Raw genomic sequence first — 14,547 nt, 5'->3', positions numbered from 1 at the left:
CGCCCGTCACGGGAGGGCGCGGGCGATGAGGAGGGCGACGTCGTCCTGGTTGTCGGGGCGGCGCAGCGCGGTGAGGAGGAGGTCGCAGGTGTCCTCCAGGGGCCGGCGGGGGCCGGCGAGGAGGTCGGTGAGGATCCGCAGGCGTTGGTCGATGTCCTGGTCGCGGACTTCGACGAGGCCGTCGGTGTAGAGGACCAGGTCGTCCCCGGCGCGCAGGGTGAGGTCGCGGATGGGGAACGGCAGGTGGCCGACACCGAGCGGCGGGCCGGGGTCGAGGTGGACCGGGTGCGGGGTGTGGCCGGGGCGGGCCAGGACGGGTGGCAGGTGGCCGGCGCAGGCGAGCCGGCAGCGGCCGGTGGCGGGGTCGTAGAGGGCGATCAGGCAGGTGGCCATGGCGTCGCCGAGGTCGCGCGCGGTGGCGTCGAGGTGGGTGAGGAGATCCGCGGGGTCGGTGGTGAGGCGGGCCAGGGCGCGGGTGGTGGTGCGCAGTTGACCCATGGTGGCGGCGGCGTTGATGCCGGAGCCCATCACGTCTCCGACGACGAGCAGGGTGCGGTCGTCCTCGACGGGGATGGTGTCGAACCAGTCGCCGCCGGTGTCGTCGGTGGCGCTGGCGGGCTGGTAGCGGTGGGCGATGGCCAGGCCCGGCGGGTGGGGGGCGTGCTGGGGCGGCAGCAGGTGGCGTTGGAGGGCGAGGGTCGCCTGGCGCTGGTGCTGGTACCAGCGGGCGTTGTCGATGGCGACGGCGGCCCGGGCGGCGAGTTCGGTGGCGAGCAGCACGTCGTCCTGGTCGAAGGGGGCGGAGTTGCGGGTGCGTTTGAGGTCAAGGGCCCCGAGGACCCGGCCGCGGGCGATGAGGGGGACGGCGAGGTAGGAGTGGAGGCCGGCTTCGGCCAGGAGCTGGGCGGCGTTCTCGTCCCGGGCGATGCGTGGCAGGTCGGTGGCGGTGACGTGGGGGACGAGTACGGGGCGGCCGCCGACGGCAGCCTGGGTCACCAGCCGCTGGGAGTGGTAGCGGGTGACCTCGCCGATCGGGTCGGCGGCGTCGGTGGCCGGAGTCGGGTGCGCGGTCTTGATCGCCATGGCACGGAACAGGGCGGGGCCGTCGTCCGCGCGGGTCGTCGCGTCCGGCAGGGCCGCGTCCAGCAGGTCGACGGCGGCGATGTCGGCGACCTCGGGCACGGTCACCTCGGCGAGTTCCCGGGCGGTGGTGGCGAGGTCGAGGGTGGTGCCGACCCGGATGGAGGCGTCGGCGATCAGGGACAGGCGGCGCCTGGCGCGGGCGGCGGCGAGGAACTGTTCGTAGGACTCGGTGACGTCGATGACGGAGATCGCCAGCCCGATCACCCGGTGGGTCTGGTCCTCCAGGCGGTAGAACGAAGAGGTCCAGGCGTGGGTGCGGTCGTCGTGCGGCGTGTGCCCGACGGTGAACTCCTCCAGCACCGGCTGTCCGGTGGCCAGGACCTGGCGCATCCGGTCCTCGATCGCCGCGACGTCCAGGTGGGTCAGGACCTCGTGCGGGGTGCGGCCGAGGTGGTCGGCGGCCGGAACGCCGTTGATCTTCTCCAGTGCGCGGTTCACCAGCACGTACCGCAGGTCCTGGTCGAGGACCGCGAGGCCGATGGGGGCCTGGTCGACGATCCGCGCGGCGAGGGCCAGGTCGCGTTCCAGACGCCGCACGGTCTCGCGCGGGGAGGCGATGCCCAGGGCGAACCAGGCGCCGGAGGCGGCCTGCAGTCGGGTGTTGCGGAACTCCACCAGCATGCTGTGGCCATCCTTGTGCCGGACCGGGAACGCGCCGGCCCAGGTGCCCTCGCCGGCCATCACCCGTGCGAACGCCTCCTGCACCTGTTCGCGGCGTCCGGGTTCCACCAGCAGCTGGGAGGCCTCGCGTCCGAGCGCCTCCTCGCAGGAGTAGCCGAACAGTTCCTGGGCGGGAGGGCTCCACAGGGCGATGCGGCCGCGCTCGTCGAGGACGACGGCCGCCACACCCAGGACGTCCAGCAGGGCTCCCGCCGCCATCGCGGCGTCCGCCGGGCCGAGTCGGCGCGCCATCGCCACCACCTCCCTCACCTGCCCTCCGGGCGTGAACGGTCTGGCTTCCTCCATCGTCCGCCGGTCGCCGGAGTCCGGCAGGTGATCCGGTGTGTCCGGGCGCTGTCCGCCGTCGGCGGGCGCGTCCGACGGACGCGCCCGCCGGGTGCGCTCAGGCGGCGCTTCGGCCGCTCCGGTCGTCGTCGACGATCTCGGCGTCGACCACCTCCTCCTCTTCCTGCGGTGCCTGCGGGCCCGCGGGGCCGGACGTCGCCTGCGCGCCGGGCTGCTGCGCGTAGAGGGCCTGGCCGAGTCGCTGGCCGACCTGGTTGAGGTGGTCGGCGGCCGTGCGGATCGCCGTGGTGTCCTCGCCCTTGAGCTTGTCGCGCAGCTCCGCGATCGCGCCCTCGACGTCGCCCCGCACGTCCGCGGGGATTTTGTCCTGGTTGTCGGTGAGGACCTTCTCGGTCGAGTAGGCGAGCTGTTCGGCCTGGTTACGGGTCTCGGCGGCCTCCTTGCGCCGGCGGTCCTCCTCGGCGTGCTGCTCGGCCTCGCGGACCATGCGGTCGATGTCCTGCTTGGGCAGGGACGAGCCGCCGGTGACCGTCATCTTCTGTTCCTTGCCGGTGGCGAGGTCCTTCGCGGTGACGTGCATGATGCCGTTGGCGTCGATGTCGAAGGCGACCTCGATCTGCGGCAGGCCGCGCGGGGCCGGGGCGACCGGCAGCTCGAACATGCCGAGCTTCTTGTTGTACGCGGCGATCTCGCGCTCGCCCTGGAAGACCTGCACGGTGACCGCGGGCTGGTTGTCCTCCGCGGTGGTGAAGATCTCGGACCGGCGCGTGGGGATCGTGGTGTTCCGCTCGATGAGCCTGGTCATGATGCCGCCCTTGGTCTCGATGCCGAGCGAGAGCGGGGTGACGTCCAGCAACAGGACGTCCTTGACCTCGCCGCGGAGCACGCCGGCCTGCAGGGCCGCGCCCACGGCGACGACCTCGTCCGGGTTGACGCCCTTGTGCGGCTCCTTGCCGGTCAGCTCCTTCACCAGGTCGGTGACGGCGGGCATCCGGGTGGAGCCGCCGACCAGGATCACGTGGTCGATGTCGGAGACCTTGATCCCCGCGTCCTTGACCGCCTGCTGGAACGGCTCCTTGCACCGCTGCAGCAGGTCGGCGGTGAGCTGCTGGAACTGGGCGCGGGTGAGCGTCTCCTCCAGGTGCAGCGCCCCCTCGGGCGAGGCGGTGACGTAGGGCAGGTTGATCGTCGTCTCGCTCGCCGCGGACAGTTCGATCTTCGCCTTCTCCGCCGCCTCCCGGAGCCGCTGCGCGGCCATCTTGTCCTTCGACAGGTCGATGCCGTAGCCGTTCCTGAACTGCTGGACCAGGTGGTCGACGATCCGCTGGTCCCAGTCGTCACCGCCGAGGTGGGTGTCGCCGGAGGTGGCCTTCACCTCGACCACGCCCTCGCCGATGTCCAGCAGCGAGACGTCGAAGGTCCCGCCGCCGAGGTCGAAGACCAGCACCGTCTGGTCGCTCTCCTTGTCCAGCCCGTACGCCAGCGCCGCCGCGGTCGGCTCGTTGACGATCCGCAGCACCTTGAGCCCGGCTATCTCACCGGCCTCCTTCGTCGCCGTGCGCTGCGCGTCGTTGAAGTACGCGGGCACGGTGATCACCGCGTCGGTGACCTCCTCACCGAGGTACGCCTCGGCATCGCGCTTCAGCTTCTGCAGCACCCGCGCGGAGATCTCCTGCGCGGTGTACCGCTTGCCGTCCACGTCACCCTTCTCCGGGAAGCGCCACGAGGCCTCGCCCATGTGCCGCTTCACGGAACGGGCGGTGCGGTCCACGTTGGTGACCGCCTGGCGCTTGGCGATCTCCCCGACCAGCACCTCGCCGCCCTTGCCGAACGCCACCACCGACGGCGTGGTGCGCGCTCCCTCGGCGTTGGGGATCACCGTGGGCTCGCCGGCCTCCAGTACGGACACCACCGAGTTCGTCGTTCCCAGGTCGATACCGACTGCGCGTGCCATCTCCGTCCTCCTTCCGGACGTCCCTTGCGGAGACACATGCCTTGTATCGAGGCATAAAACTTGAGTCGGCTGATGTCAAGTGTGGCCGCACCGGTCGGCATGACCGCGGGCCCGGGCGGAGCGCCCGGGCCCGCGGTCCGTGAACGCGTCAGGCCTGGATCTGCTTGCGGCCGCCGCTGTGGCTGATGGCGATCTTGCGGGGCTTGGCCTTCTCGGCGACCGGGATCTTCAGGGTCAGCACGCCCGCCTCGTAGTCGGCGCTGATCCCCTCCGGGTCGAGGGTGTCGGAGAGCATGACCTGGCGGGAGAAGACCCCGAGCGGTCGCTCGGACAGCTCCCACTTCACGCCCTCGCCGTTGTGGCGCGGACGGCGCTCGGCCTTGACGGTCAGCATGTTCCGTTCGACGTCGATGTCGATCGCCTCCGGGTCCACACCCGGCAGGTCGAAGGAGATCACGTACTCGTCGTCGGTGCGGTACGCGTCCAGCGGCATCGGGGCCGGACGCGACCAGGTGCCGGTACCTCCGAAGAACTGCTGGGTCAGCCGGTCCAGCTCGCGGAACGGGTCGGTGCGCATCAGCATCGTGAACACCTCCACTGATCGATGGGTGCCAGTGCGCTTCACCTGCATCCGTTCTAACACGTCATCCATCCGATGACAAACACTTCCGTCGCCGAATGAACGACGTGGGCGGCCGCCGGTCGCCAGGCGCGGAGCTCCCGGCCGATTGCGTCAACGCCCCGCACCGAGGTATACGGACGGAGAGGGCGGGAACCTTCGCCGCGAACATGTGCCCGCACCCACAACCGCCCGGTGGAACCGGCCGAAGAGGTGACGATGCGATGATCACGGAAATGGCGCTGGAACGCGTGGAATTCACCTGTGGCCACTGCTGGCACCAGTGGAGCGTCGACTACGACGTCCAGCAGTACCGCGACGCCGCCGGAAACACCTGGGAGTACTTCTCCCGTGACGGCAACCCCATCGACTCCCCCTACACCCCGGCCGGGGCGCTGCCCTGTCCCGCCTGCGGACGGCACTGGGTGGGCCGCCTCACCGCCCGCCGGCCGATTCCCGCCGCGCCCGGCCCCGACGGCACGCCACGCCAAGCCGTCGTTGCCGGCCACCGGCCCGAACGCCACGGCGCGCCGCTGCTCACCGCCGCCGGCCATGCTCAGCCGCACGGTGCCCGCGCATCAGGGCACGGCTGACCGGAGGTGTGAGTCCTGGCCGGCCCCGTCGGCGCCGGCCAGGACCGGGGCGGCGGCCCCGGTGAGGTGCTCTTCCTGCCGGGCCGCTACCGGCCGCCCTCGGCCCGGGCCCTGGTCCAGGCGGTCTCGCGGAGCAGACGCAGGCCGTTGAGGCCGACGATCACGGTCGAGCCCTCGTGGCCGAGGACGCCCAGTGGCAGCGGGAGGGTGGCGACCAGGTCCCAGACCACCAGCACGGAGATGAACACCGAGGCGATCGCCAGGTTCTGCACCACGAAGGAGCGGGCCCGCCGGGAGAGCGCCACCACGGCCGGGACGGTGGCGAGTTCGTCGCGCACGATGACGGCGTCGGCGGTCTCCAGCGCGAGGTCGGAGCCGGCCCGGCCCATCGCGACACCGATGTGGGCGGCGGCCAGCGCGGGCGCGTCGTTGACGCCGTCGCCGACGACCAGGACCTTGCGGCCGGCCCGCTCCTGCTCCTGGACCGCGGTGACCTTGTCCTGGGGGAGCAGCCCGGCGCGGACGTCGGTGATGCCGACCTCGGCGGCCAGTCGGGCGGCGGCGCGCGGGTTGTCGCCGGTGAGCAGCACCGGCGCCGTGCCGGTGAGGGAGGTGAGCGCGCCGATGGTGGCGGCGGCGTCCGGGCGCAGCCGGTCGGCGATGCCGAGCACGCCGACCGGGACGCCGTCGGCCTCGACCAGGACGGCGGTGCGGCCGCCGCTCTCCAGCTCGGCGGCGATCGCGGCGGCGCGGGCGGAGACGGCGTCCCCGGCGTTCAGCAGCCGGGCCGGGGCGCCGACCGCGACGGCCCGGCCGTCGACGGTGGCGGTGACGCCGATGCCGGGAGCGGAGGAGAACTCCTCGGCGGTGGCGAGGGCCAGGCCGCGGGTGCGGGCAGCGTCCACGATCGCCCGGGCGAGCGGGTGCTCGCTGGGGTGCTCGGCGGCTGCTGCGAGCGCGAGCAGGCCGTCCTCCGTGAGGCCGGAACCGGTGAGCGGGCGCAGGTCGGTGACCCGGGGCGTGCCCTCGGTGAGGGTGCCGGTCTTGTCGAGGGCGACGCCGTCGACCTGGCCGAGCCGCTCCATGACCACGGCGGACTTCACCAGCACGCCGTGCCGTCCGGCGTTGGCGATCGCCGACAGCAGCGGTGGCATGGTGGCGAGCACCACGGCGCACGGGGAGGCGACGATCATGAAGGTCATCGCCCGCAGCAGCGAACCGGTGAAGGCAGCGCCGAAGGCGAGCGGCACCGCGAAGACCGCGAGGGTGGCGATCACCATGCCGATCGAATAGCGCTGTTCGACCTTCTCGATGAACAGCTGGGTCGGCGCCTTGGTCTCGGAGGCCTCCTCGACCATGGCGACGATCCGGGCGATCACCGAGTCGGAGGCGTCGCGCTCGACCTTCACCCGCAGCGCGCCGGTGCCGTTCAGGGTGCCCGCGAACACCTCGTCGCCGACCTCCTTGGCCACGGGCAGCGGCTCGCCGGTGATGGTGGCCTGGTCGACCTCGCTCGCCCCGTCCAGCACCCGCCCGTCGGCGCCGACCCGCTCGCCGGGCCGCACCAGGATCGTGTCGCCGACCGCCAGCCGCTCGGTCGGCACGGTCTCCTCGCCGCCGTCGTCCAGCAGCCGGGTGGCGGTGGCCGGGGCGAGGTCGAGCAATCCGCGCACCGAGTCGGCGGTACGGGCGGTGGCCAGGGCCTCCAGTGCGCCGGAGGTGGCGAAGATGACGATCAGCAGCGCGCCGTCCATGACCTGGCCGACGGCGGAGGCGCCGAGGGCGGCGACGATCATCAGCAGGTCGACGTCGAGGGTCTTCTCGCGCAGTGCCCGGAGCCCGGCCCGGGCGGGCTCCCAGCCGCCGGTGGCGTACGCGAGGGCGTACAGCGGACCCCAGGCCCAGGCGGGGGCGCCGGCGAGCTGCAGCGGGAGCGCGATCAGGAACAGCACGGTCGCCGCGGCGGCCCAGCGGGCTTCGGGCAGGGCGAACACCCGGGTGCGGCGGCGCGGGGCGGTGTCGGGGCGGAGCGCGGCCGAGGGCGCGGGCCGCTCGATCAGGGTGGTGGGCATGCGGACGGGACCCTTCGGGGCAGGGCGGGGCCAGTGACTCATCCACGATACATGAACATATGAACCCCTCTTCATGTATGAGTTGTACTATTGCCCGCATGGGTCATGGAGCCGCCCCCGCAACCGCCGTCCCGCACACCCGCCTGGACCAGGCCAGCGCTGCCCGGGTGGCGACCACCCTCCAGGCCCTGGCCACCCCCTCGCGGCTGCTGATCCTCTCCCGCCTGCGCGAGGGCCCCTGCGCGGCCACCGAACTCGCCGCCGAGGTCGGGCTGGAGCAGTCCGCCTGCTCCCACCAGCTGCGCCTGCTGCGCAACCTCGGTCTGGTGGTCGGTCGGCGGCAGGGCCGCTCGGTCGTCTACGCGCTCTACGACAACCACGTCGCCGCCCTGCTCGACCAGGCGGTCTACCACATCGAGCACCTGCGGCTCGGGCTCACGGACAGCGCGCTCGACTGATTCCGCGTCGACCGCCCCCCGGCTCGATCCGAGGGGCGGTCGGTCGCTCAGCGCCGGTGCCAGGCGGTGAGGAGCTCGCTCTCCCGCTCCGGGGTCAGGGCCTGCGGCAGCGGGTCGAACGGCAGGATGTCGCGCGCGGTGTCGGCCACCGGGCGGACCTTGAGGCCGGTGGCGAGGGCGGCGGACGGGTCGGCGGTGCCGGTGGCCCGGATCAGCGGGTCGGTGCTCCACAGCGGCAGCGCCCGGTCCTGGACGCCGGCCTCCCGGAGGAAGTCGTCGTCCACCCAGGTGAGCGTGGTGCCGGGCGGGGCGACGGCCGAGGCGACGGCATCGAGCAGGTCGCCCATGGCGAAGGGCGGGGGTGTCGCGGCGTGGAAGGCACCCGAGGCGCGCTGGTCGAGCAGGCCGAGCATCCAGTCCGCGAGGTCGCGGGCGTCGATGACCTGGATCGGGGTGTCGGGCCGGCCCGGGGCCAGCACCTCGCCGCCCCGGGCGAGCCGCTGCACCCAGTGGTCGAAGCGGTGGGTGTAGTCCTCGGGCCCGATCACGTAGGTCGGACGCACCAGCAGCACGTCCGGGCCGAAGGACTCCCGGGCCTCCCGCTCGCACTGGACCTTGAGGACGCCGTAGCTGGCGGCGGTGACCTCCTCGGCCTCCGGGCCGTCGGCGGGGAGCAGCGGGGAGCGCTCGGTGAACCCCGGGGCGGCCGGCCGGTCGTAGACGGCCATGGAGGACACCAGGAGGTAGCGACCGGCGGCGCCGGGGTCGAGTGCGGCGGCCAACTGGCGGATCTGGCGCGGGAAGTAGGCGCTGACGTCCACGGTCGCGTCGAAGGCGAGGCCGCGCAGGGCGGACAGGTCGGCGTCGCGGTCGGCGATGAGGTGGGTGGCGTCCGGGAGCAGCTGGGCACCGGACCTGCCCCGGTGCAGCACCGTGACGTCGTGCCCGGCGGCGAGGGCCGCCCGGGCGAAGTGGTAGCCGACGAACCTGGTGCCGCCCATGATCAGAATGCGCATCAGGCCATGGTGGCAGCTCGGTTGGGAGCCGGGCCAGGGGTCCGATCGGGCCCCTGGCCCGGCCCGCACCGGGTTCCGGTGTCAGCCGTGGACGCCCAGCCGGGTCAGCAGGGTCCGGTTGTCAGGTGGGCTCGGGAGCCCGGTGGCTGGAGCCTTGGCGCTAACTCCCTTGCTGCCCAGGCGGACTGACGTCCTTTCACACTGCCGCGAGCACGTCCTGGTGCACACCGTCGAGGACGAGGCCGTTGTCCAGACGGATGCGGACCGTCACCCGGTTCCCGTCTGCCCGGTGTGCGGTCCACTCCGGTTCCAGCGCCGCGATCTGCGCCTCCAGGCGCTCCCGGCTGGCCTCCGGCATGGTGTGCCCGTAGTCGTCGAACAGTGCCTTGAGCCGCTGGTACTCACGCACCTCCTCGCTCTCCGGGAGCTCGCCGTCCACCCGCTCGACGGTGCCCTCGGCCCCGGCTCCCAGTGAAAGGAACCCGACGACGGTCCCGGTCCCGGGATCCCCGCTGAGGGCCTCGCCGATCCCGAGGTCCGCCGTCAGCCTGACGCGCCGTCCTACCTCCAGGGTCATCCTCGTCCTCCGCCTCTCTGATCGCTCGGACCGCGGGCGCGGGCGGCCGACGGTCAGGGGCCATTATCCGTGGCCGCGGGGAGCGCCGGGTCAGGCGCGGCCTGCCCGCGGCTCGGAGCTCCGTACTTCTCCGAGCCCTGCCCGAAGGAAAGGGGGGGCTGGAATTGCCGGAGAATCCTCTCGGCCATTCGCATGCATGGCGTGCATCCTTGCGTGCGTCGACGAGCTCTTCCCGTCTTGCGGAAGGCCTCCGCCGTTCCGTCGATAGGCGGCACCCGTTTCCGCAAACGTCGTGCTGCGTGCCCGAGCGCCTTTTGCGGCCCTGTCGGCGCCGAAGCATTCGGGCGCATCCGCGGAGGGTCGAAAGAACCTCCGGAAATGTGCGGCACCGTGCGCCGCCGTTCCTGCTGGGCACCTGACTTCCGCACGGACCGGCGGCCGAATCGCCGCGTTCAGATGATCTCCGGCAATGAACGGGTCACACCGATCTCCGCGAAGAGCGGAACACGGTCGAGCGCCTGATCGACAACACGTGATCACACCATCACATGGGTGCTAGGCGATCGCGATCACGGGGTGGTCGGCGGGGTCGATCCACTGCATCGTCCGGGTCAGGAAGGCGGCGGGGACGGCGACGCAGCCGGCGGTGGCGCCGGCTTGGGGGGCGAGGTCGTGGAGGAAGATGCCGGCGCCGCGGCCCTTCACCACGGGTGAGGTGTTGAAGTCGATGACGAGGGCGTTCTCGTACTGGACCGGGTAGTTGACGAGGTGTTCGCTGCCGAGGGGGCCCTGCTCGGTGAGGTGGAAGCCGCCCTCGGTGTCGGTGCGCATGCGGTTGTAGTAGGCGGAGGTGGGGTCCTGGACCCACCAGTCATGCGCGGTGACGTGGTGGTAGGGCATCTTCGTGCCCGGGTCCGGGGAGATGCCGAAGGCCTGGGTCACGGTGTACGTGCCGGTGGGCGTGGTCCCGGTCCCCTGGACGCGGCTGAGGCCGTCGTGCACGCCGCCGGACCCGATGCGCGCGTCGGTGGTGGAGTCGAGGGAGCGCCAGTGCCCGTCCTTCCGGACCCACAGAGTCACGGCAGCGCGGGTGCCGTCCGACTTGACCGTGATCACCTGGTGGGCCTGGCCGACTCTCACCGGTACGGGGAACGGGTCGCCATCGGCCCAGGCCCTCGGGGCGGGGCTCGCAGCGGTCAGCGTGGCGGCGAAACCGCACGTGAGAGCCATGCTCATGCGACGGAGTGCCGAGCCGCGGCGGTCGGCGGCGGGTGTCCGGGAGACGGCCATGGGGGAGGGGCCCTTCGGAGGTGGAGTGACACGGGCGAAGCGCGACGGGGCGCGGTGGGCGGAGGCGGAGGTGCGCCGCAAGCCATCGGGTGGTGCTCCGGTCGGTCGTCCCCGGCCAGGGGTCTCCGACCACGCCTGGCCATGATCGGTCGGCCTCGGCCGTCGCGCCAGCACCGACACCGCCGGGCCGAGGACGCGGTCGACGACGTGCGGAGCCTCGACAACGGGGCCCTCGCCCGGATCGTCGACGAGCGACGTTGCGCGATCGGCGGCGCTCCGGCCGGGCAGCCGGATGGTCGTATACGGACCCTCATTGGGGGGCAAGTCCACAACTGATCGGATTTGATCGGACAGGCTTTCGCACGGCAGGCTCGGTGCGCACAGTGGCGGGTCAGCCACGGTCCGCCACGGAGGGGAGCCGCATGTCCGAGACCGAACACCCCCACCCGACCGCCCACGTCGTCGTCGGGTTCACCCCCCAGGAAGGGTTCGTCGCCGTCCAACTCAACCCGCCGCCGGCGGAGTACGTGTGGCACGACCGCCAGGCCGAGCACCGGCAGGAGCGCTTCGGGCCCGGGAACGGCTACCAGCAGTGGCTGGCCGTCGACGTCGCCACCGGCGCCGTGTGGTTCGGGGACACCGACTGGCGGACGAGGGAGGAGGGTTCCGCCGCCGGGTTTCCGGGATGTCGTCGGTGCGAGCTCGGAGACGGGGCCCTGCCCTCGCCGGCCGTCCTCGTCGTCCCGCTCGTCCACCGCGCCACCGACGGCCAGGGCACGTCCACCTGGCGCTTCTTCACGGCCGAGGAACTCCACGAACTCGCGCAGCGCACACTGCCCACGGTCCAGCGGGTGGTCGACTCCCTGCACCGGGTGGGCCCGGCCTCCGACCTGGAATGGTCCGCAGAGGCCGCCACGGCCTGGGGCGACCTCGAACAGGCCTGCCGTTTCACCTCCGACGCGACGGGGGCGGTGACCTGGGCCGAGCCCCGTACGAGCCGGGTCCGCGGAACGCGCGTCGAAGTGGCGGACTTCCTCGCCCAGAACCCGGAGTTGTGCGATCCGTCCTGGGCGACGGCCACCGACGAGGAGCTGGACGCCTACGCCGCCTACGAACCCGCCTCCGGTTACGGCGGCGTACCGGGGCGGATGTGCGCTCCGGCGAACGTCCGGATTGAGGAGGGCTACACGTTCTACGGCCACCGCGCGGCGCTGTACGCCTACCGCGCGGCCGCTTGCGGTGGCCGTACGCCGGTCGACGCCGGGACCTGGTTCCGGAACAGCGAGGCGGGGCGCAGCAGTTGGGAGGCGGCCAAGGTCGTGGGCGCGAGCCTCGCCGACGTCCCGGACTGCGGGCTGAGCCAGCTCGCCGACACCTTCCGCGGTGCCGCGGCGGACGACGGCGTGGTCCTCACCGGGCTGAACGCCTACCTGTGGCAACAGCGCGCCGAGGAGCGGACGGCGGTCGACGAGACGCTCGCCGCCACCGGCGAGGAGCTGGAGCGGCTGGAGGGGATGGTCAAGGAGCTCCGCCGCGTCCGCAACACCGTTCTGACGCGGGTCCTCGCCTGGACCGACGGGCGGGACGACGAGGAGATCGCCCGACTGGCCGCGACCTCTCCGACGGCCGTGGCCGAGTGGCGGGAGCGGCTCACCGCGAACCCGGGCGGCCAGCCGGAGTAACGGGCCGGAACAGCGCTGGGGGCTTTCCAACAGCGCTGCAATCCCGAGGAGTTGGGCCCGGCAGATCGCGTACGGGGCGGGGGAGCGGAGGCGCCCGGTCCGTCGGCTGCGCTTTACGAGAGGGCGGCCAGCGCCTCCTCCGCCAGCATCCGCTCCAGGGCCAGCAGGGCGCGCGGGGTGTGCCGGGTGTCGATGCGGACGGCGTAGATGAAGCGCGTCAGTTCCGGGTCGGCCAGCGGACGGGCCACGACCTGGGCGGAACCCCGGGGGAGCGCGAGCTGCGGCATCACGGCGACGCACAGGCCCGCGGCCACGAAGCCCAGCACGGTGTTGAAGTCGTCGCCCTCGTACGCCAGTCGCGCCTGGAAGCCCGGCGTCTTGGCGATCTGGGCGAGCAGTTCCAGGCGCAGCGCTGCCTCCGGGGCCGCGATCCAGGTCTCGGACGCGAGGCTGGCCAGGTCGATGACGTCCCGGTCGGCGAGGTGGTGGCCGGCCGGGACCACCGCCACGACCGGATCCCGCGCGACCAGCGTCCGGCGCAGCGTCCGGGGCGGCGGCAGGGGTATGAAGTCGTAGTCGTAGCTGAGGGCCAGATCCATGTCTCCCCGCTTGAGGCGGGCGTAGCCGGCTTCGGGCTCCAGCTGGGAAAGGCTGACCTGCACGTCGGGGTACGCCGTGTGCAGGTGCGCCAGCGCCTTCGGGACGATGCCGGCGGCGGCGGAGGCGAAGGCACCGAGCCGGATCCGTCCGGCGGTGCCGGCGCGCATGGCGTCGAGTTCCACGGACGCCGCCGCCAGGGCACTCCTGACGCCCTGTTCGGCGTCGAGCAGGACCTGGCCGGCCGGGGTGGGCCGCACCGGCCGGCGCTCCAGTACCCGCAGACCCGCCCGGCGTTCGAGTTCGGCGATCTGCTGCGAGACGGCGGGCGCGCTGTAGCCCAGCTCACGGGCGGCGGCGGTGAAGGAACGGTGGCGGACCACGGCCTCCAGGGTGGCGAGCAGACGGGGGTCCAGTCTCTGCATCGTGTTAAGGCTCACTTATCTGTCGCGAAGACGTCTTTTCTTGTGCTTAAGGATGAACGGCAGCAGGATTCTTGCTTGCGGCCCGGATGCGCAAGCCTCCGCCCCCCGCTCCGTGGCCGATCGCTCCCTCCTGTGGCCGATCGCTCGCCACCGCGGGCGCGCCTCCGTGCGCCGCCGTGCCGTGCACCCCCTCCTCCGCAGCCAGCCCGCCGCACACGTGCGCCGGGCGGGTGGGCTGTGGGGGAGACGGCCGTCGACGATCGGCCCCAGCCCTGGAAGGACGTGGTATGCGCAAGCCACTCATCGGACTCACCACCTACCTCGCCGACGCCCGGTGGGGCGAGTGGGCGTTGCCCGCCGCGCTGCTGCCCGCGGCGTACACCAGCTGCATCCAGGCCGCGGGCGGCCACGCCGTCCTGCTGCCGCCGGACGCGCCGGAAGCCGCGGCCGATGTCGTCGAGAAGCTGGACGCCGTCATCCTGACCAGCGGCGAGGACCTGGATCCCGCGCTCTACGGAGCGCAGCCGCACCTGTGCACCGGGCCGCCGGTGCGCGAGCGCGACCGGTGGGAGAAGGCGGTGCTGGCCGCCGCTCTCGCACGTGACATTCCGGTGCTCGGGATCTGCCGGGGGATGCAGCTGATGAACGTGCACGCGGGCGGCACCCTCGTCCAGCACCTGCCCGAGAAGGTGGGGCACCACGGCCACAACCCGTACGGGGGCCACTTCGCCCCCCATCCGGTCACCACGGTGCCCGGAACCCGGCTCGGCGCGCTCCTTCCGGGCACCAGTCGGGTCGCCTCCCACCACCACCAGGCGGTGGACTCCCTCGGGGCCGGCCTGGTGGTCTCCGCCCGTGCGGTGGACGGGACCATCGAGGCGATCGAGAGCCCCCGGCACCGCTTCGCCGTGGGTGTCCAGTGGCATCCGGAGGCGGCCTTCGAGCCCGCCGTGGTGCACGCCCTGGTGGCCGCGGCCAGGCAGGACGACGACGGCGCGGTGGTCTCCGCCTCAGGTCGGGAGCCGGGCGCAAGGTGACAGCCGAGTTCGGAGTCGTCGCGGCGAGGCCGAGGTCTTGACACCACCGGGCGGGATCCCCCAGGATCGCCCCGTGAACCTGTCAGACAGCAAGACAGTCAGTCCGATGCCCAGGCGC

The 14,547-nt window shown here is 72.7% G+C and carries 12 protein-coding genes; 4 read left to right on the top strand and 8 right to left on the bottom strand.

From position 1 onward, the window contains the following. Window positions 1-6: 6 nt before the first annotated feature. The 3 genes from ACZ6Z8_RS03100 to ACZ6Z8_RS03090 form a co-directional block, all read right to left on the bottom strand. Window positions 7-2,055, bottom strand: coding sequence for a SpoIIE family protein phosphatase (locus tag ACZ6Z8_RS03100; RefSeq protein ID WP_465605753.1), 2,049 nt, complete (start codon window positions 2,053-2,055; stop codon window positions 7-9). A 151-nt stretch (window positions 2,056-2,206) separates the two neighbouring features. Next, window positions 2,207-4,063, bottom strand: coding sequence for a molecular chaperone DnaK (gene dnaK, locus ACZ6Z8_RS03095; RefSeq protein ID WP_465605751.1), 1,857 nt, complete (start codon window positions 4,061-4,063; stop codon window positions 2,207-2,209). A gap of 148 nt (window positions 4,064-4,211) precedes the next feature. Next, complete coding sequence (locus ACZ6Z8_RS03090; protein ID WP_465605750.1) at window positions 4,212-4,646, bottom strand: Hsp20/alpha crystallin family protein; 435 nt, start codon at window positions 4,644-4,646, stop codon at window positions 4,212-4,214. A gap of 260 nt (window positions 4,647-4,906) precedes the next feature. Here ACZ6Z8_RS03090 and ACZ6Z8_RS03085 point away from each other — a divergent pair, with 260 nt between their 5' ends. Next, entirely contained in the window at window positions 4,907-5,275 is a 369-nt protein-coding gene (locus tag ACZ6Z8_RS03085) for a hypothetical protein (protein ID WP_465605748.1), read from the top strand. Between the two features lie 86 nt (window positions 5,276-5,361). On the opposite strand, the gene ACZ6Z8_RS03080 is transcribed toward ACZ6Z8_RS03085, so the two are convergent. Beyond that, on the bottom strand, window positions 5,362-7,347 hold the full coding sequence (locus ACZ6Z8_RS03080; RefSeq protein WP_465605746.1) for a heavy metal translocating P-type ATPase: 1,986 nt from the start codon (window positions 7,345-7,347) through the stop codon (window positions 5,362-5,364). 98 nt (window positions 7,348-7,445) lie between these two features. Here ACZ6Z8_RS03080 and ACZ6Z8_RS03075 point away from each other — a divergent pair, with 98 nt between their 5' ends. Further along, complete coding sequence (locus ACZ6Z8_RS03075) at window positions 7,446-7,805, top strand: ArsR/SmtB family transcription factor (protein WP_465605744.1); 360 nt, start codon at window positions 7,446-7,448, stop codon at window positions 7,803-7,805. Between the two features lie 47 nt (window positions 7,806-7,852). Here ACZ6Z8_RS03075 and ACZ6Z8_RS03070 read toward each other — a convergent pair whose 3' ends face one another. The 3 genes from ACZ6Z8_RS03070 to ACZ6Z8_RS03060 all read right to left on the bottom strand — a co-directional run bounded on the left by ACZ6Z8_RS03070 (window position 7,853) and on the right by ACZ6Z8_RS03060 (window position 10,634). Next, a complete protein-coding gene (locus ACZ6Z8_RS03070; protein ID WP_465605742.1) occupies window positions 7,853-8,821 on the bottom strand; it encodes an NAD-dependent epimerase/dehydratase family protein in 969 nt (322 codons plus the stop codon). 196 nt (window positions 8,822-9,017) lie between these two features. Beyond that, window positions 9,018-9,398: a hypothetical protein gene (locus ACZ6Z8_RS03065; protein WP_465605740.1), complete on the bottom strand. Its 381-nt coding sequence runs from the start codon at window positions 9,396-9,398 to the stop codon at window positions 9,018-9,020. Between the two features lie 555 nt (window positions 9,399-9,953). Then, window positions 9,954-10,634, bottom strand: a complete 681-nt coding sequence (locus ACZ6Z8_RS03060) for a L,D-transpeptidase family protein (protein ID WP_465605738.1) — start codon at window positions 10,632-10,634, stop codon at window positions 9,954-9,956. Window positions 10,635-11,110: 476 nt separating this feature from the next. On the opposite strand from ACZ6Z8_RS03060, the gene ACZ6Z8_RS03055 reads away from it, so the two are divergent. Continuing rightward, on the top strand, window positions 11,111-12,370 hold the full coding sequence (locus ACZ6Z8_RS03055) for a hypothetical protein (RefSeq protein WP_465605736.1): 1,260 nt from the start codon (window positions 11,111-11,113) through the stop codon (window positions 12,368-12,370). A gap of 113 nt (window positions 12,371-12,483) precedes the next feature. On the opposite strand, the gene ACZ6Z8_RS03050 is transcribed toward ACZ6Z8_RS03055, so the two are convergent. Next, the gene (locus tag ACZ6Z8_RS03050; RefSeq protein ID WP_465605734.1) at window positions 12,484-13,392 is read right to left on the bottom strand and encodes a LysR family transcriptional regulator; all 909 of its coding nucleotides are present in this window, start codon (window positions 13,390-13,392) and stop codon (window positions 12,484-12,486) included. Window positions 13,393-13,679: 287 nt separating this feature from the next. Between ACZ6Z8_RS03050 and ACZ6Z8_RS03045 the strand changes: the two genes are divergently transcribed. Further along, window positions 13,680-14,429 (top strand): gamma-glutamyl-gamma-aminobutyrate hydrolase family protein, encoded by a 750-nt coding sequence (locus tag ACZ6Z8_RS03045; RefSeq protein WP_465605732.1) that lies wholly within the window; start codon window positions 13,680-13,682, stop codon window positions 14,427-14,429. Window positions 14,430-14,547: the final 118 nt, after the last annotated feature.

This window comes from Kitasatospora sp. NPDC101108 (assembly GCF_055584725.1).
The sequence above is the reverse complement of the archived record's forward strand: the minus strand, read 5'-3'. Positions and strand labels throughout refer to the sequence as shown.

Excerpts from the sequence above, each read along its gene's own strand:
- dnaK (WP_465605751.1), bottom strand. The coding sequence starts at position 4,063 with ATGGCACGCGCAGTCGGTATCGACCTGGGAACGACGAACTCGGTGGTG.
- ACZ6Z8_RS03075 (WP_465605744.1), top strand. The coding sequence starts at position 7,446 with ATGGGTCATGGAGCCGCCCCCGCAACCGCCGTCCCGCACACCCGCCTG.
- ACZ6Z8_RS03080 (WP_465605746.1), bottom strand. The coding sequence starts at position 7,347 with ATGCCCACCACCCTGATCGAGCGGCCCGCGCCCTCGGCCGCGCTCCGC.
- ACZ6Z8_RS03085 (WP_465605748.1), top strand. The coding sequence starts at position 4,907 with ATGATCACGGAAATGGCGCTGGAACGCGTGGAATTCACCTGTGGCCAC.
- ACZ6Z8_RS03100 (WP_465605753.1), bottom strand. The coding sequence starts at position 2,055 with ATGGCGCGCCGACTCGGCCCGGCGGACGCCGCGATGGCGGCGGGAGCC.
- ACZ6Z8_RS03070 (WP_465605742.1), bottom strand. The coding sequence starts at position 8,821 with ATGCGCATTCTGATCATGGGCGGCACCAGGTTCGTCGGCTACCACTTC.
- ACZ6Z8_RS03055 (WP_465605736.1), top strand. The coding sequence starts at position 11,111 with ATGTCCGAGACCGAACACCCCCACCCGACCGCCCACGTCGTCGTCGGG.
- ACZ6Z8_RS03060 (WP_465605738.1), bottom strand. The coding sequence starts at position 10,634 with ATGAGCATGGCTCTCACGTGCGGTTTCGCCGCCACGCTGACCGCTGCG.
- ACZ6Z8_RS03045 (WP_465605732.1), top strand. The coding sequence starts at position 13,680 with ATGCGCAAGCCACTCATCGGACTCACCACCTACCTCGCCGACGCCCGG.
- ACZ6Z8_RS03065 (WP_465605740.1), bottom strand. The coding sequence starts at position 9,398 with ATGACCCTGGAGGTAGGACGGCGCGTCAGGCTGACGGCGGACCTCGGG.
- ACZ6Z8_RS03050 (WP_465605734.1), bottom strand. The coding sequence starts at position 13,392 with ATGCAGAGACTGGACCCCCGTCTGCTCGCCACCCTGGAGGCCGTGGTC.
- ACZ6Z8_RS03090 (WP_465605750.1), bottom strand. The coding sequence starts at position 4,646 with ATGCTGATGCGCACCGACCCGTTCCGCGAGCTGGACCGGCTGACCCAG.